This is a genomic window from Amycolatopsis coloradensis, assembly GCF_037997115.1.
Lineage (GTDB): Bacteria > Actinomycetota > Actinomycetes > Mycobacteriales > Pseudonocardiaceae > Amycolatopsis > Amycolatopsis coloradensis_A.
In genome coordinates this window covers 233,120-251,246 of sequence record NZ_CP150484.1, presented here as the reverse complement: position 1 = coordinate 251,246, position 18,127 = coordinate 233,120, and the positions used below count along the sequence as shown (strand labels likewise).

Below are 18,127 nucleotides of genomic sequence, written 5' to 3'. Positions count from 1 at the left end.
ACCGGTCTGGGCTGCGGCTGCTGCGACGCCTGCAAGTAGGAGTTCAGGGGCGGACACCCGGGATGTGGGTGTTCGCGCGGCGGACGTCGGCGGCGAGGGCAGGTACCTCGATCACCCGGCGTCCGGCCTCCTCCAGCGTTTCGGCGCCGACGCAGTCGACGAACACCGACGGCTCGCGCCAGGCGAAGACGACGCGCGGGATGCCGGCGTCGAGGATGAGCTGGGTGCAGCTTCGCGGATGTGACGTCCGCGAGCTGCACGGCTCCAGCGATGTGTACATCGTCGCCTCCGCCAGCCTCGGATCTCCCGGTTCGAGTTTGGCGAGGGCGGCTTCTTCGGCATGGTTGGCGGGATCGCCGTCGCCCGAAAAACCGGTGGAGATCACTTCACCGTCGGCCGCGGCGATGACCGCGCCGACGCGGAACGTGCGCGGCGGGCAGTTCTCGGCCAGGGCGATGGCCTCGCGCAGCCGCAGAATGTCCACTTCGGACGGTTCCGGGGTCGCGTGGTACTCCAGGACGGCGATGTCACCCAGCCTCGTCGTTCCGGTCAGCGTCAGCCCGCGCGGGAAGGCCCCCGGGCCGACGAACCGCGGCGCGCGCGTGTCGCCGACGAAGAACGGCGCGATGGCCAGATGCAGTTCGTCGGCCAGGCCTTCGGTGAGGAACTGGCTGTGGATCGCACCGCCGCCTTCGACCATCAGCCGCCGGACGCCCCGCGCGTGGAGGTCGGCCAGCATCGCGCGCAGATCCACCAGCTCGACGACGGTCGCCTTCACTCCCGTGACGACGCCGGGCGGCGCGTAGACCAGCTTTTCGGCGTCACCGACGGTGAAGAACTGTGCCGCCGGATCGAGTGACCCGCTCCGCGTGAGAGTGACCTTGACCGGCTGCCCCGGACGACCCGCCGCGACCCGTTCCGCGACCAGCTCCGGCGAGCGCACCAGCAACCGCGGATCGTCCGCGCGCACCGTGTTCGCGCCGACCAGGATCGCGTCCGACGCGGCGCGCAGCCCGTCCACCCTGGCCCAGTCCTCCTGGTTCGACAGCACCAGCCGGGTGTCGCTCGTGTCGTCGAGGTAGCCGTCGAGCGAGACCGCGGCGGACAGCAGGACATGAGGGCGTTCGATCACGCCCGCCAGTATGCCCCCCGCCGGTCGCCGAGGTGACAGACCGTGTCTCGGGGCGGTGGGGCTTGTGGCAGGTCCTCCGTTGCCGGAAATCGGCAAGGGCTGGGCGGGGATCCGGCGGTGTCCCGGTGTCGCGTCGGGGTCGACGCGCCGGTGCCGTTGCCGGAATTCGGCGACATGTGATCGAGGCCGACACCTGTGCTGTTACCGAAATCCGGCAATGCAAGCCATTGCCGAATATCGACGACGGTGGTGGCAGTCGCATGATCCAGAACTGGACCAGTTTCGCGCCGCCGTCGCCCTCGACCTCCTCACGGGTGCCGCGGCGGATCATCACCGACCCGCTGTCAGGTCAGGTCGCGGATCTCGGCCGGGACCGGTATCGCCCGATGGCCGGTCCTGCCGAGTTCGACCTGGTCCGCGAATGCCGCAGACCATTCCTGACCGCTCCGTCGCCGCGAAACGGCGGCCCGCCTCCCACTTCGCCCAAGTCCCCCTCAGCCCCCGGCGAAAATCGATCGCCACACGACCACCCACGGGCTAACCTGTCGCGGTGATCTTCTGAGACGAACCTGCGCCCGCATCCACCTCCTTCGCAGGGAGTCTCATGTCTTCTTCCTTGACACTTTCCGACGTCACCTTCACCTGGCCCGACGGCGCACCGGCGTTCAAGCGCCTTTCGCTCACCCTCGGCACCGGCCGCACCGGCCTGGTCGGCACCAACGGATCCGGTAAGTCCACGCTGCTCAGGCTGCTCGCCGGCGAGCTGCGGCCCACTACGGGTTCCATCACCACACCGGGTGAACTCGGCTACCTGCCGCAGAACCTCGTCCTCGACACCGGACGCCGCGTCGACGACGTGCTCGGTGTCACCGCGATCCGGGCGGCGATCAGAGCCGTCGAGGACGGTTCCGCCACCGAAGAGCACTTCGCCACCATCGGTGACAACTGGGACGTCGAGGAACGCATCCGCGCGATCCTCGACCGGCTCGGCCTGGGCGCCGTCCGCCTGGACCGGCGGGCGGGCGAGCTGTCCGGCGGCGAACTCACGCTGCTCGGGCTGGCCGCCCTGCTGCTGCGCCGTCCCGCCGCGTTGCTGCTCGACGAGCCCACGAACAACCTCGACCTGCGGGCGCGTGAACTCGTGCACCGTGAGGTCGCGGGCTGGGGCGGGATCCTCGTGGTGGTCTCGCACGATCGCGAACTGCTGCGGCTGGTCGACCGGATCGCCGAGGTCCGCGACCACGAGGTCACCCTGTACGGCGGCAACCTCGCGGCCTACGAACACGCGGTCGAGGTCGCTCAAGAGGCCGCGCGGCGGCATGTGCGCGCGGCGGAGTCGGACGTCAAACGGCAGAAGCGGGAGCTGGTCGAGGCCGGGCTCAAACTCGCCCGGCGGGCCCGCTACGGCCAGAAGATGTGGGACACCAAACGCGAACCCAAAGGGCGCATGCGCAAACGCCAGGAGGACGCGCAGATCGCCGCGGGCAAGTACCGGAACCTGCACACCGACCGGCTGGAAGGCGCCGTCGAGGCGCTGAGGGCCGCCGAGGAACTGGTGCGGGAGGACGCCGAGATCCGCGTCGAACTGCCGGAAACGACGGTCCCGCGGGGAACGGACGTGCTCCGGATCGACGCCGTGCCTCAGTTCGGACCGGCGGTGGACCTGCACGTCATGGGCCCCGAGCGGATCGCGCTCGTCGGCCCGAACGGTTCGGGGAAGACCACCCTGCTGCGGACGATCGCCGGCGAGCTCCCGCCGAAGTCGGGCGAGGTGGGGCTGTTCGTCCCCGCGAGGCTGCTCCCCCAGCGGATCGACGTACTGGACGACTCTATGCCCATTGTGGACAACGTGCGGCTCGTCGCGCCGTCACTCACGGACAACGAGATCCGCGCGAGGCTCGCGCGGTTCCTGTTCCGGGGCAAGACGGCCGACCGCGAGGTGGCGTCGCTGTCCGGCGGGGAACGGTTCCGGGCGGCGCTGGCGACGTTGCTGCTGACCGAACCGACGCCGCGGCTCCTGCTGCTCGACGAGCCGACGAACAACCTCGACCTGGCGAGCGTACGGCGGCTCACCGAGGCGCTGCTGGCCTACCGGGGCACGCTGATCGTGGCGAGCCACGACCGGCCGTTCCTCGCCGACATCGGCATCACCCGGTGGCTCCCCCTCCGCGATTAGTCCTCTGAATGCGGTTCTTGCGTGTGCAACTACCGCATTCAGAGGACGAAACGCGGCGGTGGGTCAGGCGTCGAAGTCCACGGTGACGGCGTCGGAGATCGGCACCGACTGGCAGGTGAGCACGAAACCGGCGTCGACTTCGGCCTTCTCCAGCGCGAAGTTGCGCCGCATGTCCACCTTGCCGTCGCAGATCTTCGCCCGGCAGGTGCCGCACACCCCGCCCTTGCAGGCGAACGGCAGATCCGGACGGAACTTCTGCGCGCCGTCGAGCAGCGAGGAGCTGCGCGGCAACGTCATCGTCGTCGACCGGCCGTCGAGGACCAGCGTGACCTCGCTGGACGCCCCGACGACGGCCGGATCGATGTGGTGCACCGGCTCCGGCGGAGTGTCCACATAGAACAGCTCCTGATGGACGCGATCGTCGGCGACGTCCAGCGAGCGCAGCAGTTCCTGCGCGCCGGTCACCATCTCGAACGGCCCGCACAGCCACCAGTGCGCGACGTCCTCGACCGGGATCAGCACGGTGCACAGGCGCCGCAGCTTCTCCGCGTCGAGCCGCCCGGTGAACAGTTCCGCCTCGCGCGGCTCGCGGGAGAGCACGTGGACGAGTTCGAGCCGCGCTGGATAGCGGTCCTTCAGATCCGCGAGGTCGTCGGCGAACATGACGGTGTCCGTGCGGCGGTTGCCGTAGAGCACGGTCACCGTCGCGTCGGAGTCGCTGAGCAGCGAAGACGCGATCGACAGCACCGGCGTGATCCCGGATCCGGCCGCGATCAGCACGTGATGCCCAGGAACGTTCAGGTCCGGAGTAAAGCTGCCGGTCGGCGGCGCGACCTCGATCTCGTCGCCGGGCTTCACGTCGCGCACGAGCCACGACGAGAACAGCCCACCCGGCACCTCCCGGACGCCGACCCGCGGCGCCGCGCCGGCGGGTGCGCAGATCGAGTACGAACGGCGCTCGTCGCGGCCGTCGATCTCACGGCGCAGGGTCAGCGACTGGCCCGGCTTGAAGCGAAAGGTGTCCGCGAGATCTTCGGGAACCTCGAAGGTCACCGCGACGGCGTCGTCGCACAGGCGCTGGACGTCGGACACCTTGAGGGTGTGGAAACCCGTGCGGCGCAGGGTCGCTGTCACTAGATCTCCTTGACGTGTTCGAACGGTTCGAGGCAGAACCGGCAGCGGCGCAGGGCCTTGCACGCCGTCGCGCTGAACCGGGACTGCTCCTCGGTGTCCGCGGAACCGCAGTGCGGGCAGCGCACGGACGACACCGGCGGGCTCAGCGTGAGCGGGATCGGGCCGGTGCGCCGCGGCGCGGCCCCCGGCGGAGCGATGCCCGCTTCGGCCAGTTTCCGTTTGCCGTCCTCGGTGATCCAGTCCGTGGACCAAGCGGGCTGGAGCACCGTGCGGACCTCGACCTCGCCGTACCCCGCGCCGGTCAGCGCGTGCACGAGGTCGTCGCGCATGGTGTCCATCGCCGGGCAGCCGGTGTAGGTCGGGGTGATCGCGACGACCACCCGTCCGTCCTCTTCGGACACTTCACGCAGGACGCCGAGGTCCGCGAGGGTGAGCATCGGCAGTTCCGGATCGGTGACCGTGGCCGCCACCGCGTACGCGGTCACCATGTCGCGTCCGGATGTTCCCTGGCGACACTCTGCAGGGTCGCCAGCAGGTAGCCCATCCGCTCGGTGTGCACGCCGTCGCGGCCCATCCGGCCGGAAACCCCGGCGATGGCACCGGTCTCGGGACGCTTCAACGTCGCGACGGCCAGCACCTGGTCCAGGATCGCGTCGAACTCCGGCCGCAGCGACGGCGACTCGACGAACTCGGCCTCGTGCGCCACGAACAACTCGTCGACGTACGGCCAGACCGCGTCCAGGCCCTCCTGCATCAGCTCATGCGACAGCTCGGTGCCGTCCCCGAGCCGCACGGCCCACTGGGCGGCGTAGTCGCGGTGGTACGCGACTTCCTTGACACCCTTGTCCGCGATGGCCGCCAGGACCGGATCGACACTGGCCTGCAACCGCTGCAACAAGGCGAGCCGCCAGATCGAGAACACCAGCAGCCGCGCGACCAGATGCCCGAAGTGCCCGCCGTCGAGTTCGGCGAGCCGGACGTTGCGGTACTCCTGCTCACTCCGGAAGAAGGCGTAGGAGTCCTCCGTGCGGTCGCTGCCGTCGGCCTTGCCCGCACGGGCGAGCAGCAGCCGGGCCTGTCCGAGCAGGTCGAGGGCGATGTTCGCGATCGCGACCTCATCCTCGAGTTCGGGCGCGTTCGTGCACCACTCCTGCAGCCGGTGCGAGAAGATCAGCGCGTCGTCGCCGAGCATCAGGCAGTAAGCCGCCAGCCGCGCACCGTCCACACCGGACGGAACGGTGGTGTCCACACCGGACAGCGGGTCCTCGAACCCGGTGCCGAAGGCCCAGCGGGAGTCGTTCTCCTCGGTGATCGCCTCGTAGGCGTTGTCGAAGCTCATGTCAGATGTGCGGAACGTTGTCGGGGATGTCGTAGAACGTCGGGTGCCGATACACCTTGTCGCCGCTGGGCGCGAAGAACGGATCCTTCTCGTCCGGCGAAGACGCCGTGATGTCCGACGCGCGCACGACCCAGATCGACACGCCCTCGTTGCGGCGGGTGTACAGATCCCGCGCGTGGTGCAGCGCCATGTCGTCGTCAGCGGCGTGCAGCGAACCCACGTGCACGTGGTTCAAGCCGCGCTTGCCGCGGACGAACACCTCGTACAACGGCCAGTCGTGCTTCATACCGAAGCCCCTTTCTTGGCGGCGTGGGCAGCCGCGGCTTCCCGCACCCACGCGCCGTCTTCCTGGGCCCGCCGCCGGTGCGCGATGCGCTGGGCGTTGCAGGGGCCGTTGCCCTTCAACACGTTCTTGAACTCGTCCCAGTCGACGGCGCCGAAGTCGTAGTGCCCGCGTTCGGGGTTCCACTTCAGGTCCGGGTCCGGGAAGGTGACCCCCAGCGCCTCGGCCTGCGGAATGGACATGTCGACAAAACGCTGGCGCAGCTCGTCGTTGGTGTGCCGTTTGACCTTCCACGCCATCGACTGCGCGGTGTTCGGCGAATCGGCGTCCGGCGGGCCGAACATCATCAGCGACGGCCACCACCAGCGGTTCACCGCTTCCTGCACCATCTCCCGCTGCTTCTCCGTGCCGCGCATCATCGTCATCAGCAGCTCGAAACCCTGCCGCTGATGGAAGGACTCCTCCTTGCAGATGCGGATCATGGCGCGCGCGTACGGCCCGTACGAACTGCGGCACAGGGGAACCTGGTTGCAGATCGCCGCGCCGTCGACCAGCCAGCCGATCACGCCGACGTCGGCGAAGGTCAGCGTCGGGTAGTTGAAGATCGACGAATACTTCTGCTTGCCGTTGATCAGCTTGTCGGTCAGATCCGCGCGGTCGGCACCGAGCGTGGCCGCCGCCGAGTACAGATACAACCCGTGCCCGGCCTCGTCCTGCACCTTCGCGAGCAGGATCGCCTTGCGCCGCAACGAAGGCGCACGGGTGATCCAATTGCCCTCCGGCTGCATGCCGATGATCTCCGAATGCGCGTGCTGCGCGATCTGCCGGATCATCGTCTTGCGGTAGCCCTCGGGCACCCAGTCGCGCGGCTCGATGCGCTGGTCCCGCTCGATCGTCGCCTCGAAATGCCGTTCGAGGTCTTCCTCAGGGAGGGTCGCGGTCATGACTGCTCCTTCGCCACCAGGGTGAGCACGTCGTACTTGGCGACCGAGTCGCCGTCGGCGTTGGTCACGTCGGCGTCCCAGCGGACTTCGCCGTACTCCTGGTCGATGCGCGGGGTGATCTGCTTCGCGGTCAGGGTCACGGTCAAGGAGTCGCCGACCTTGACCGGGGTGAGGAACCGCAGGTTCTCCAGGCCGTAGTTGGCCAGCACCGGGCCGGGCTCCGGCGAGACGAACAGGCCCGCCGCGAACGAGACCACGAGGTACCCGTGCGCCACGATCCCGCCGAACAGCGGGTTCGCCGCGGCGGCCTCGGGATCGGTGTGGGCATAGAAGGTGTCGCCGGTGAACTCGGCGAAGTGGTCGACGTCTTCCTGGGTGACGGTGCGCGGGCCGGCGACGACGGAGTCACCGATCTTCAGCTCCGCCAACGACTTCCGGAAGGGGTGGACGTCGCCCTCTGCCCTCGGTGCGCCCGTCACCCAGCGGCCGGTGACCGTGCTCAGGGCGGCGGGCGAACCCTGGACCGCCGTGCGCTGCATGTGGTGCAGCACGCCACGGACGCCGCCCATCTCCTCGCCGCCGCCGGCGCGGCCGGGGCCGCCATGCACCAGCTGCGGCATCGGCGAACCGTGGCCGGTGGACTCCTTGGCGTCTTCGGCGTCGAGCACCAGCAGACGGCCGTGGTACGGCGCGACACCGAGGACGACCTCGCGCACGAACTCCTGGTCCGCGGAGACGACGGAACCCACGAGGCTGCCGCCACCGCGTGCGGCGAGCTCGATGACCTGTTCGGTGGACGTGTAGGGCAGCAGCGTCGACACCGGGCCGAACGCCTCGACCTCGTGCGGCTCGGAGCGCTCCGGGTCGGCCTTCAGCAGCACCGGCGAGATGAACGCGCCGCGTTCGGCGTCCGCGCCGACGACCTCGACCTGCTCCGGGTCGCCGAAGACGACCGTGCCGACGTCCAGCAGCGCCTTGAGCGACCGCCGGACCTCCTCGCGCTGCTCCAGACTGGCCAGGGCACCCATCCGCACACCTTCGGCGGCGGGGTTGCCGATGGTGACCTTCGCCAGCCGCGCGCTCGCGGCCTCGGCGACGTCGTCCACCAGGTCCGCGGGAACGAACGCGCGGCGGATGGCGGTGCACTTCTGGCCCGCCTTGACCGTCATCTCGGTGGTCAGCTGCTTGACGAAGAGATCGAACTCGGTGGTGCCGGGTTTGGCGTCCGGGCCGAGGATCGACAGGTTCAGCGAGTCGGCCTCGGCGTTGAAGCGGACGGAGTTGCGCACGATCGCCGGATGCGCGCGCAGCTTCTGCGCCGTCGACGCGGAGCCGGTGAACGAGACGAGGTCCTGCGCGGTGACGTGGTCGAGCAGGTCGCCGACGCTGCCCGCGACGAACTGCAGCGTGCCCTCGGGCAGGATGCCGGACTCGACGATGATCTCGACCAGCCGCGCGGTGAGGTACGCGGTCTGGCTGGCGGGCTTGATCAGGCTCGGCACCCCGGCGAGGAACGCGGGCGCGAACTTCTCCAGCGGGCCCCAGACGGGGAAGTTGAACGCGTTGATCTGGACGGCGACCCCGCGCAGCGGGACGGCGATGTGCTGGGCGACGAAGGTGCCGCCCTTGCTCAGCGGCTCGACGTTGCCGTCGACGTAGACGGTGTCGTTCGGGAGTTCGCGCTTGCCCTTGCTGGAGTAGGCGAACAGCACGCCGATGCCGCCGTCGATGTCGACCATCGAGTCGGTCTTGGTGGCGCCGGTGCGCGCCGAGAGCGCGTACAGCTCCTCGCGGTGTTCACGCAGGTGAGAGGCCAGTGTCTTCAGCAGCGCGGCACGCTGGTGGAAGGTCAGCTCGCGCAGCGCGGGGCCGCCGACGCGGCGTCCGTACTCCAGTGCGGCGGCGAAGTCGATGCCCTCGGACGAAACCCGGGCGACCTCTTCGCCGGTCGAGGCGTCGTGCAGCGGTACGCCGTCGTTGTCCGCCGTGTGCCATCCGCCGGAGACGTAGCTGCGCAGCAAAGCCATGGGGCGACCCTTCGATGATGGGATTAACAGACCGTCCGTTCAGTAATTCACTCTAGCTTCTGCCCCGGCGCTTGCAAACCCCCGGACGGTGACGGACCCTTGACATCCGCACGAAAGCGCGTTTTTACTTGCGGCGCCCTTGAACAACCGTCCATTCGGTCAGTAACCAGGTGGTCTCGCATGACTGGCAACGCCGCGCACACGATGTTCGCCGACGACCAGGCGTCGAACGCGCTGGGCATCGAGCTGGTCGAGGCCGCCGAAGGGCGCGCCGTCGCCACCATGCGGATCACCGAAGCGATGGTCAACGGCCACGACATCGCCCACGGCGGCTACGTCTTCCTGCTGGCCGACACGACGTTCGCCTGCGCCTGCAACAGCCACGGCCCGGTGACCGTCGCTTCCGGCGCGGAGATCTCCTTCGTCGCCGCCGGCAAACTCGGCGACCACCTCATCGCCACCGCCACGGAGCGGACCCGCTACGGCCGCAACGGCATCTACGACGTCACCGTGCACCGGGAGACCCCCGACGGGCCGGAGGTCGTCGCCGAATTCCGCGGCCGCAGCCGCACCATCGAGAAGGCACCCCAACGATGACTTTCAGCGACGACGCCGAGAACCTGACCATCGGCGAACTCCAGGCGCTGCAACTGAAGCGTCTCCGGTGGACGCTGCGGCACGCCTACGACAACGTGCCGTTCTACACCAGGAAGTTCGACGAGGCGGGCGTTCACCCGGACGACTGCAAGGCGCTGGAAGACCTGGCGAGGTTCCCCTTCACCACCAAACAGGATCTGCGCGACAACTATCCGTTCGGCATGTTCGCCGTGCCGGAAGCGCAGGTCAGCCGCATCCACGCGTCCAGCGGGACCACCGGGAAACCGACCGTCGTCGGCTACACCGCCGAAGACATCGACACCTGGGCGACGGTGATGGCACGCTCGATCCGCGCGGCGGGCGGGCGTCCGGGCGACAAGGTCCACGTGGCCTACGGATACGGCCTGTTCACCGGCGGGCTCGGCGCGCATTACGGCGCCGAGAAGCTCGGCTGCACGGTGATCCCGGCGTCCGGCGGCATGACCGCGCGCCAGGTGCAGATCATCACCGACTTCAAACCCGAGATCATCATGGTCACCCCGTCGTACATGCTCACCCTGCTCGACGAATTCGAACGGCAGGGCGTCGACCCGCAGACGAGTTCGCTCAAGGTCGGCATCTTCGGGGCCGAGCCATGGACCGAGCAGATGCGCACGGAGATCGAAGAACGCGTCGGCATCGACGCGGTCGACATCTACGGCCTGTCCGAGGTGATGGGCCCCGGCGTCGCGCAGGAATGCGTCGAGACCAAGGACGGGCTGCACATCTGGGAGGACCACTTCTTCCCCGAGGTGATCGACCCGTTCACCGAAAAACCGACCGACGCCGAGGGTGAGCTGCTGTTCACCTCGCTCACCAAGCAGGCGCTGCCGATCATCCGGTACCGCACGCGCGACCTGACCCGGCTGCTGCCGGGCACCGCGCGGCCGGCGTACCGGCGGATGGAGAAGGTGACCGGACGTAGCGATGACATGATCATCCTGCGTGGCGTCAACGTCTTCCCCACGCAGATCGAGGAAGTCGTGCTGGTGACCCCCGCGCTCGCGCCGCATTTCCAGCTGGTCCGATCGACGAAGGGCCGGATGGACCACCTGACGGTGCGCGTCGAAGCGCGCCCGGACGCGACGGCCGAGCAGCGCGCCGACGCCGCCGCCCGGCTGATCGCCGGCGTCAAGGACGGGGTCGGCGTGAGCGTCGGCGTCGAGGTCGTCGACCCGGACACGCTGGAACGGTCGCTGGGCAAGATGCGCCGCGTCCTCGACGAACGGGACCGCGGTTGAGCACCCCCGCCCGCCGGGGACGTCCCGGCTACGACCTCGAGTCGCTGCTCCAGGTCGCGGTCAAACTGTTCAACGAACGCGGCTACGACGGCACCAGCATGGAGGACCTCTCCCGCAAGCTCGGCATCACGAAATCCGCTATCTACCACCACGTGCCGAGCAAGGAGGAGCTGCTGCGGCTCGCCGTCGACCGCGCGCTGAACGGCCTGTTCGCCGTCGCCGCCGAGACGGAATCCTTCGAGGGCAAGGCGATCGAGAAGCTGGAGCACCTCGTGCGGGGCAGTGTCCTCGTGCTGGTCGAGCAGCTGCCGTTCGTGACGCTGCTGCTGCGGGTGCGCGGCAACACCAAGATCGAACGGGCGGCGCTGGCGCGGCGGCGGGAATTCGACCGGCTCGTCACGGAACTGGTGAAACAGGCCGAGACCGAGGGCGACGTGCGGCCCGACATCGATCCCGCGGTCACCGCGCGGCTGCTGTACGGCATGGTGAACTCGCTGATCGAGTGGTACCGGCCGCGACGGGGTTCGGCCGGGACCGAACTGGCGGACGCGGTGTGCAAGATCGCCTTCGACGGCCTCCGGACCCAATGAGGCTGAAGGGGACTTTCACCGCATGTGATGCAGTGAAAGCGTCCTTCACCGCGTCGCATGCGGTGAAAGCGCCCTTCAGCAGCTCTGGAACCTTCCCAATTCCGCTACTCCCCCGCGGCCTTGGGCGGCCGGCGTGCCTGCCAGATCAGCGCGTCGCGCAACTGCTGGATGAGCTGTTCGTCGTCGGCCTCCGACGGATCGACCCCGAGCGGGATCCAGCGTTCGCCGACCTCGGCACCGTTCTCGAAACTGGTGATCACGATCCCCGCGTAGGAGACGGATTCCTCCCCGATGTCACCTTGGATCCGGACGTCACGATGCTGCAGCCGCACACTGACCCACCGTCCGGTACGGCGAACCGGCTCGCGTTCGGCACTGGCCATTCGTCCCTACTCATGACGCCCGGTCCCCCCGCCCCGAACGTCGCCTTGAAGGCCCCGGGGGTTACCGGCGGGTTGTTCCGAATGAGTAACGGCAGGCGGTCACGTGAAACGGGTTACGCTCGGCCCATGAGCACCGATCCGGAGATCCGGCGGCGCCGCCTCGAGCCGGCCGCCCGGCGCGCCGAGATCCTGACCGCGGCCCGGCGGCTGTTCGGCGCGGGCACGTACGCCTCGGTTTCGACCTCGGACATCGCGAAGGCCGCCGGGGTGGCCCGGCCGCTGATCAACCACTATTTCGGCGGCAAACGGGAGCTGTACCTGGAAGTCGTCCGGCAGATGATGATCGTCCCGGCGCCGGTGATCGAGAACCTGCCCGACACGACCGCCGAAGACCGGCTCGCGATCAGCGTCCAGCACTGGATCGAGGTCGTCGAGCGCAACGAGCAGGCGTGGCTGACGGCGATCGGCCCGGAGGCGGTGGGCCGCGACCCGGAGATCGAGCGGATCATGCTGGAGGCCGACGAGATCGCCGCCGATCGTGTGCTCGCGGCCGCGTTGATGAGCGACGTCACCGAAGGTCGCGAAGAACTCCGCGCGATGATCCGTTCGTACGGCGGGATGCTGCGCGCGGCGTCACGCGAATGGCTGATCCGTGGCACGCTCGGCCGCGACGAGCTGCGGGTCTTCCTCACCGACTCGATCCTGCACCTGCTTCGGGTCACCTACCCGGCCGTGCTCGCAACGCGTTCCGCCGGGCATAAGCCGCCGGCGTCATCCCCTTCCAGCGTTTGAAGGCGTAGATGAAACTCGACGCTTCGGCGTAGCCCAGCCGCAGCGCGACGTCCTCCACGCTGAGCGCGCCGGTGTCGAGCATTTCCTCCGCCAAGGCCTGACGGACCTCGTCGAGCAGCGTGCGGTAGCCGGTCCCGGCCTCGAACAGCCGTCGTCGCAGCGTGCGCGGGCTGAGCGCGAGCTGCCGCGCGACCTCGTCCATCCCCGCGTCGACGCCTCCGAGTCGCACCAGCCGTTCCCGGACCTGCTGCGCGATCCCGGAGCGTTCCCGTCTCCGGGAGACCAGCAGATCGCATTGCGCGGCGCAGACCGCGACCGTCTGGTCGTTGGCCTGTGGCAACGGCTTGTCGAGGAAGAGCGGATCCAGGGTGGCGAGATGTGCCGGGGCGGAGAACGACGGCACCAGGCCGAACGTCCGCACGTATTCGTACACTGTGGAGGGACGCTCGTGCCGGAAGACCAAGGAGCGCAGGGAGATGTCCGGCAGGATGTCGCGCATGACGGTGTGGATGGCGCCGAGGTCGCGCAGCACCAGGAACCGGGCGACGTCGCCCGGCACGCGGCTGTCGTCCATGGCCAGCGCGAGCCGTCCGGCCTCGACGGTCACGTGCGGGATGCAGAAGGTGAAACTCAGGTCGAGGTAGCGCAGGGCGAAGCGCATCGCGTCCCCCAGCGTCGGGCTGCTGATGCACGCGAAGCCGAAGATGCCGAACGCGCTGACGCGGTACCGCCTGCTCAGCCGTAGCGCGACGTCGTCTCCGCCGTCGAGCCCGCGGACCAGGGCCCGGACCACCGCGAGTTCCTGTCGCGCGTCGACCTGGCCGTCCACGGGGGCGTGCTCGTAGGACTCCAGCCCCGCGACACCGTTCTCGGCGGCGAAGCGGGCCATGAGCACGATGCTCGCCGTGCCGCGCGGGTAGTCCCAGTCCCGGATCACCGGCGGCGGTAGTTCCATGGCCGGGATTATGGATCCCGGCAACGCTCGGCGCATTGAGGACCGTAACTGTCCTTGATTCCGATTAGGGTGAGCGGCATGTCCGACACGTTGAGCAGGCGCGCGCTGAACCGCGCCATGCTGGACCGGCAGCTGCTGCTCCGGCGTTCGAAGATGACCGCGCTCGAAGCGGTCGAGCATCTGGCCGGGTTGCAGGCACAGGCCCCGAACCCGCCGTACTTCGCGCTGTGGACCCGGCTGCACGGCTTCCGCCAGGAAGAGCTGGCGAACCTCCTGCTGACCAAGAGCGTCGTGCGGATCGCGCTCATGCGCGGCACGGTGCACCTGGTGAAACCGGCGGACGCGCTGGCCTGGCGGCCGATCGTGCAGCCCCTCTACGACCGTTCGGTGACCGGCAACACCCAGTTCGGCCCTGACATCAAGGGCCTCGACCACCAGGAGATCGCCCGCACCGCCCGCAAACTGCTCGGCGAGCGGCCGCTTTCGTCGGCAGGCCTCGGCGCGGAACTGGCGAAGCATTGGGAGGGCGTGGCGCCGTCGTCGCTGGTGCACGTCGCGCGGGCGTTGCTGCCGCTGGTGCAGATCCCGCCGCGCGGCGTCTGGGGCAAGTCCGGGCAGCCGACGTATCAGACCACCGGGGACTGGCTGGGCGCCGAGGCGGACCCGGCGCCGTCCCCGGAAGCGATGTTCCGGCGTTATCTGGCCGCGTTCGGGCCGGCCAGTGTGCAGGACGCGCAGGCGTGGGCCGGGATCACGAAGCTCGGCGACGTCGCCGAGCGGCTGCGGACGGAACTGCGGACGTTCCGCGACGAGAACGGCCGCGAACTCTTCGACCTCGAAGACGCACCCCGCCCGGACCCGGACACCCCCGCGCCCGCCCGGCTGCTGGGGCCGTTCGACCAGACCGTCCTCTCCTACGCCGACCGCACGCGGGTGATCAGCGACGAGTACCGCAAGGTCGTCATCTCGCAGAACGGCCTGGTCAAGGGCACCATTCTGGTCGGCGGGTTCGTGAAGGGCTTCTGGGAGATCAAGATGGTGAAGAAGGCGGCTTCGGTGGTGATCACGCCCTTCGAGCGAGTCCCGAAGCGCGATCTGGACGCCCTCGAAAGCTCCGCCCACCGCCTCCTGGCTTGGGCGCACCCGAAGGCCGAGTCCCACTCGGTGTGTTTCGCCCTCTGAACGCGCTAGTTCGCACTACCAACTACCGCATTCAGAGGACGAAACGCGGGCAGGGGGTGGCCGGAAATCTCGATTGAGTGGCCGGTCGTGTACTTCCTAGCGGGGTGACCGCTGGGTAACTTCGATCGGCATGGGCGATACCAGCGTGCTGATCGTAGGGACGGGCTTCGGCGGGGTCGGGACGGCGATCGAGCTCAAACGCGCCGGATTCGACGACTTCACCATCCTGGAAAGCGCCGGCGAACCCGGCGGCGTCTGGCGGGAGAACACGTACCCCGGCGCCGGCTGTGACATCCCGTCGCCGCTGTACTCGTTCTCCTACGAGCCCAACCCCGACTGGCCGAAACGGTTCTCGCTGCAACCGGACATCCACGAATACCTCAAGCGCGTGGTACGCCGCTACGGGCTCGAACCGCACATCCGGTTCGGCACTCGCGTCATCGCCGCGGCCTTCGACGAGGAGTGCGGGCTCTGGCGGGTCGAGACCGCGGGCGGCGAGACGTTCGAAGCGAACGTCTTCGTCCCCGCCGTCGGCCAGCTCTCGCGGCCCGTCCAACCGGACATCCCAGGCCAGGAAACCTTCGAGGGCGACAGCTTCCACTCCGCGCACTGGGATCACGACGTCGACCTGCGCGGCAAGAAGGTCGCGGTGATCGGCACCGGCGCGAGCGCCATCCAGTTCGTGCCCGAACTCCAGCGCCAGGCGGGCGAGCTGACGGTGTTCCAGCGGACCGCGCCCTACATCATGGCCAAACGGGACACCCGCTACCGGCGCTGGCAGCAGCGGCTGTTCCGGTATCTGCCTGCCACCCAGCTGCTCGGTAGGCTCCGGATCTTCCTCCTCGCCGAGTACGCGACCTATGCGATGACCAAACATCCGTTGCTGGCCAAGGTCTTCGAACTCCGGACGGCCCAGCTGCGGCGGCGTCACATCAAGGACAGGGCGCTGCGCGAGAAACTCACCCCGGACTATCCCCTGGGCTGCAAGCGGATCCTGTTCACCAACGAGTACCTGCCCGCGCTGGCGCAGCACAACGTCGCCGTCGAGACACGGCGGATCAGCGCGATCACACCGTCCGGTGTGCTCACGGAGGACGGAGTCGAACACGAAGCCGACGTCATCGTCTACGGGACCGGTTTCGCGGCGACCGACTTTCTCGGCGAACTGAAGGTGGAGGGCCTCGGCGGACGGGCGCTGTCCGACGCGTGGAAAGGCGGGGCGCGGGCGTACCTCGGCATGACCGTGCCCGGGTTCCCGAACCTGTTCTGTGTCTACGGGCCCAACACGAACCTCGGCGCGGGCTCCATCATCTACATGATCGAACGGCAGGCCCGCTACATCCGGCAAGCCGTCGAGCACCTCGCCAAACCGGAAGTGTCCTATATGGACGTCATACCGGAGGTCGAGCGGAAGTACGACGAGGAGATCCAGCGACGCCTCGGGCGCAGTGTCTGGACGGCCTGCGCCAGCTGGTACCGCCAGGAGAACGGCCGCGTGAGCACGAACTGGCCGGGTCTGGTGACCGAGTACGACCGGCGGACGAGGAAGCTCGACCTCGGCGACTACCGGACGGCGGGCGCGCGATGAACTACGACGTGCTGGTGATCGGCTCCGGTTTCGGCGGCAGCGTGACCGCGTTGCGGCTCACCGAGAAGGGATACCGCGTCGGCGTGCTGGAAACCGGCCGCCGGTTCGCCGACGACGAGTTCGCGAAAACCTCGTGGCGGCTGCGGAAGTACCTGTGGGCCCCGAAACTGGGCTGCTACGGCATCCAGCGGCTCACACTGCTGAAGAACACCTTCGTATTGAGCGGCGCGGGCGTCGGCGGTGGGTCGCTCGTCTACGCGAACACGCTCTACGAACCCCCGGACACCTTCTACGAAGACCCGCAGTGGGCGCACATCACCGACTGGAAGGCCGAGCTCGCCCCGCATTACGACCAGGCGAAACGGATGCTGGGCGTGGTGGAGAACCCGCTGGTCACGCCGGCCGACCGCGTGCTGCGCGAGGTCGCCGAGGACATGGGCATCGCGGACACCTACCGGCCGACGCCGGTCGGCGTCCATTTCGGCAAGCGCGACGTCGACCCGTTCTTCGGCGGTGAGGGCCCGCCGCGAAAGCCGTGCACGCACTGCGGCGAGTGCATGACCGGCTGCCGGGTGGGCGCGAAGAACACGACCGTCAAGAACTACCTGTATCTGGCGGAGAAGGCGGGCGCGGAGGTCCATCCGCTGACCACCGCCGTGTCGGTCCGGCCGATCGATGGCGGATACGCGGTCGATACCGTCCAAACAGGACGTTGGGTACGCAAGCGCAAGCGGACCTTCACCGCCTCCGAAGTCGTGTTCGCCGCCGCTTCCCTGGGCACGCAACGACTTCTGCACTCGCTGAAGGACTCGGGCACGCTGCCGAACCTGTCACCGCGTCTCGGCTTGCTCGCCAGGACGAACTCCGAGGCCGTGCTCGCCGCGCGTTCCTTGCGCAAGGACACGGACTTCACCCGCGGCGTCGCGATCACGTCGTCGATCCGTCCCGACGCCGTCACGCACGTCGAACCGGTGCGCTACGGCAAGGGCAGCAACTTCATGGGATTGCTGACGACGGTGCTCGTCGACGCCGAGCCGGGCAAACGCCGGTGGGTGCTGGGCGCGCGGGAACTGTGGCGGAACCGGCGGCAGCTGGTGCGGTTGCACAACCCGCGACGGTGGTCGGAGCGGATGGTCGGGCTGCTGGTGATGCAGACGTTGAACAATTCCGTGACCACGTACACGAAACGCGGGCTCTTCGGCCGCCGGATGACCACGAAACAGGGCATCGGCGAGCCGAACCCGGAGTGGATCCCGGCCGGGCACGAGGTCACGCGGCGGGTGGCGGACAAGATCGGCGGGCTCGCGCAGGGCGCGTGGACGGATCTGGCGAACATCCCGATCACGGGGCATTTCATCGGCGGCTGCGCGATCGGCGACAGCGCCGAGACCGGCGTCGTCGACCCGTACCAGCGCGTGCACGGTCATCCCGGGCTGCATATCGCGGACGGTTCGGCGATCTCGGCGAATCTCGGGGTGAACCCGTCGCTCACCATCACCGCGCAGGCGGAGCGCGCGATGTCGTTGTGGCCCAACAAAGGCGAGGCCGACCCGCGGCCGCCGCTCGGCTCCCCCTACCGGCGCCTGTCCCCTGTCGCCCCGCTGAAGCCCGTCGTCCCTCCGGAGGCCCCGGCCGCCCTCCGGCTCCCCCTCACCCCGCTCTGACCTCACGCGTTCAGTCCTCTGGATGCGTGAAGGGGAAGAAGTGGAAGGGGCGGAGCACCGT

The 18,127-nt window shown here is 68.8% G+C and carries 17 protein-coding genes and 1 pseudogene; 9 read left to right on the top strand and 9 right to left on the bottom strand.

Features of this window, described 5'->3' with window-relative positions; translation table 11 throughout:
* Positions 1-43: 43 nt before the first annotated feature.
* A complete protein-coding gene (locus LCL61_RS00940) occupies positions 44-1,132 on the bottom strand; it encodes a dihydrofolate reductase family protein (RefSeq protein ID WP_340685082.1) in 1,089 nt (362 codons plus the stop codon).
* A 314-nt stretch (positions 1,133-1,446) separates the two neighbouring features.
* Here LCL61_RS00940 and LCL61_RS00935 point away from each other — a divergent pair.
* Together LCL61_RS00935 and LCL61_RS00930 are read left to right on the top strand one after the other, a co-directional pair.
* Positions 1,447-1,566: pseudogene (locus tag LCL61_RS00935) on the top strand (HNH endonuclease); the annotation flags it as partial.
* Between the two features lie 170 nt (positions 1,567-1,736).
* Positions 1,737-3,308, top strand: coding sequence for an ABC-F family ATP-binding cassette domain-containing protein (locus tag LCL61_RS00930; protein WP_340685081.1), 1,572 nt, complete (start codon positions 1,737-1,739; stop codon positions 3,306-3,308).
* 63 nt (positions 3,309-3,371) lie between these two features.
* Here LCL61_RS00930 and paaE read toward each other — a convergent pair whose 3' ends face one another.
* From paaE to paaZ, 6 genes are read right to left on the bottom strand one after another with little or no spacing between them, the layout of a single operon-like run.
* Positions 3,372-4,442, bottom strand: a complete 1,071-nt coding sequence (gene paaE / locus LCL61_RS00925) for a 1,2-phenylacetyl-CoA epoxidase subunit PaaE (RefSeq protein WP_340685080.1) — start codon at positions 4,440-4,442, stop codon at positions 3,372-3,374.
* A complete protein-coding gene (gene paaD / locus LCL61_RS00920) occupies positions 4,442-4,930 on the bottom strand; it encodes a 1,2-phenylacetyl-CoA epoxidase subunit PaaD (RefSeq protein ID WP_034323161.1) in 489 nt (162 codons plus the stop codon). Before paaD ends, paaE begins: the two co-directional genes overlap by 1 nt.
* Positions 4,924-5,781 (bottom strand): 1,2-phenylacetyl-CoA epoxidase subunit PaaC, encoded by an 858-nt coding sequence (gene paaC, locus LCL61_RS00915; protein ID WP_340685079.1) that lies wholly within the window; start codon positions 5,779-5,781, stop codon positions 4,924-4,926. The genes paaD and paaC overlap by 7 nt, the downstream gene beginning before the upstream one ends.
* A gap of 1 nt (position 5,782) precedes the next feature.
* A complete protein-coding gene (paaB, locus tag LCL61_RS00910; protein ID WP_005168080.1) occupies positions 5,783-6,067 on the bottom strand; it encodes a 1,2-phenylacetyl-CoA epoxidase subunit PaaB in 285 nt (94 codons plus the stop codon).
* Positions 6,064-7,008 (bottom strand): 1,2-phenylacetyl-CoA epoxidase subunit PaaA, encoded by a 945-nt coding sequence (paaA, locus tag LCL61_RS00905; protein ID WP_340685078.1) that lies wholly within the window; start codon positions 7,006-7,008, stop codon positions 6,064-6,066. The genes paaB and paaA overlap by 4 nt, the downstream gene beginning before the upstream one ends.
* The gene (gene paaZ, locus LCL61_RS00900) at positions 7,005-9,035 is read right to left on the bottom strand and encodes a phenylacetic acid degradation bifunctional protein PaaZ (protein WP_340685077.1); all 2,031 of its coding nucleotides are present in this window, start codon (positions 9,033-9,035) and stop codon (positions 7,005-7,007) included. Before paaZ ends, paaA begins: the two co-directional genes overlap by 4 nt.
* Positions 9,036-9,239: 204 nt before the next feature.
* Here paaZ and paaI point away from each other — a divergent pair, with 204 nt between their 5' ends.
* From paaI to LCL61_RS00885, 3 genes are read left to right on the top strand one after another with little or no spacing between them, the layout of a single operon-like run.
* Positions 9,240-9,632 (top strand): hydroxyphenylacetyl-CoA thioesterase PaaI, encoded by a 393-nt coding sequence (paaI, locus tag LCL61_RS00895; RefSeq protein ID WP_425342024.1) that lies wholly within the window; start codon positions 9,240-9,242, stop codon positions 9,630-9,632.
* Positions 9,629-10,912, top strand: a complete 1,284-nt coding sequence (gene paaK, locus LCL61_RS00890) for a phenylacetate--CoA ligase PaaK (protein ID WP_340685075.1) — start codon at positions 9,629-9,631, stop codon at positions 10,910-10,912. The genes paaI and paaK overlap by 4 nt, the downstream gene beginning before the upstream one ends.
* A complete protein-coding gene (locus LCL61_RS00885; RefSeq protein WP_126737382.1) occupies positions 10,909-11,502 on the top strand; it encodes a TetR/AcrR family transcriptional regulator in 594 nt (197 codons plus the stop codon). The genes paaK and LCL61_RS00885 overlap by 4 nt, the downstream gene beginning before the upstream one ends.
* A gap of 104 nt (positions 11,503-11,606) precedes the next feature.
* On the opposite strand, the gene LCL61_RS00880 is transcribed toward LCL61_RS00885, so the two are convergent.
* A complete protein-coding gene (locus tag LCL61_RS00880; protein WP_340685074.1) occupies positions 11,607-11,885 on the bottom strand; it encodes a hypothetical protein in 279 nt (92 codons plus the stop codon).
* Positions 11,886-12,011: 126 nt separating this feature from the next.
* On the opposite strand from LCL61_RS00880, the gene LCL61_RS00875 reads away from it, so the two are divergent.
* Positions 12,012-12,677: a helix-turn-helix domain-containing protein gene (locus LCL61_RS00875; RefSeq protein ID WP_340685073.1), complete on the top strand. Its 666-nt coding sequence runs from the start codon at positions 12,012-12,014 to the stop codon at positions 12,675-12,677.
* Here LCL61_RS00875 and LCL61_RS00870 read toward each other — a convergent pair.
* Positions 12,604-13,632, bottom strand: a complete 1,029-nt coding sequence (locus tag LCL61_RS00870) for an AraC family transcriptional regulator (protein ID WP_340685072.1) — start codon at positions 13,630-13,632, stop codon at positions 12,604-12,606. The two genes, LCL61_RS00875 and LCL61_RS00870, sit on opposite strands and share 74 nt — an antisense overlap.
* 78 nt (positions 13,633-13,710) lie before the next feature.
* Here LCL61_RS00870 and LCL61_RS00865 point away from each other — a divergent pair, with 78 nt between their 5' ends.
* From LCL61_RS00865 to LCL61_RS00855, 3 genes are all read left to right on the top strand, one after another.
* Entirely contained in the window at positions 13,711-14,814 is a 1,104-nt protein-coding gene (locus tag LCL61_RS00865; RefSeq protein ID WP_340685071.1) for a winged helix DNA-binding domain-containing protein, read from the top strand.
* Positions 14,815-14,944: 130 nt separating this feature from the next.
* A complete protein-coding gene (locus LCL61_RS00860) occupies positions 14,945-16,402 on the top strand; it encodes an NAD(P)/FAD-dependent oxidoreductase (protein ID WP_340685070.1) in 1,458 nt (485 codons plus the stop codon).
* Positions 16,399-18,066 (top strand): GMC family oxidoreductase, encoded by a 1,668-nt coding sequence (locus tag LCL61_RS00855; RefSeq protein ID WP_340685069.1) that lies wholly within the window; start codon positions 16,399-16,401, stop codon positions 18,064-18,066. The genes LCL61_RS00860 and LCL61_RS00855 overlap by 4 nt, the downstream gene beginning before the upstream one ends.
* The last annotated feature ends 61 nt before the right edge of the window (positions 18,067-18,127 follow it).